General features: G+C 56.2%; 1 protein-coding gene. It reads left to right on the forward strand.

Annotated features, from left to right (window positions below):
• Positions 1–512, forward strand: a 512-nt coding sequence (locus LN415_10030) for a PKD domain-containing protein (protein MCJ2557409.1), incomplete at both ends; no start/stop codon positions are given.

Raw genomic sequence — 512 nt, forward strand, 5'->3', positions numbered from 1 at the left:
GTTCACCGCCGCGGTGACAGATCCCGGAAGCGATGACCTGACCTTCATATGGGATTGGGGAGACGGCACGACTGATGCGATGGCGTTCTACAACGATGGAATCAACGCCGACCCGTCAAAGAGTCCCTGGGGAACCTATCCTTTCGATGCGACTCACACGATCTCACACGTCTGGGGAGACAACGGCGACTTCACGGTCACGCTCACGGTGATGGACGATGACGGTGGTGTCACGGTCGAACAGACCGTCGTTACGGTCAACAACGTTGCTCCAACGATAGAGAGCATACTACAGTACTACCTCAACGCCTCCTTCGCCTTCCGGATAGCGGGAGAGAAGTGGCACAACGTCGAGATACATCTGTACGAGGACGGAACGGAGATCGGATACGCAAACATCACACGCTATCCGGGCAGTCCGAACGATCAGATGGTGACCCTTGCGGACATATCCATAGACTTCTCGAAGACGTACTCGGCGATGGCGTACTACACGCCCGAGGACGATCCCA

It is taken from the genome of Candidatus Thermoplasmatota archaeon (genome assembly GCA_022848865.1).
Lineage (GTDB): Archaea > Thermoplasmatota > Thermoplasmata > RBG-16-68-12 > JAGMCJ01 > JAGMCJ01.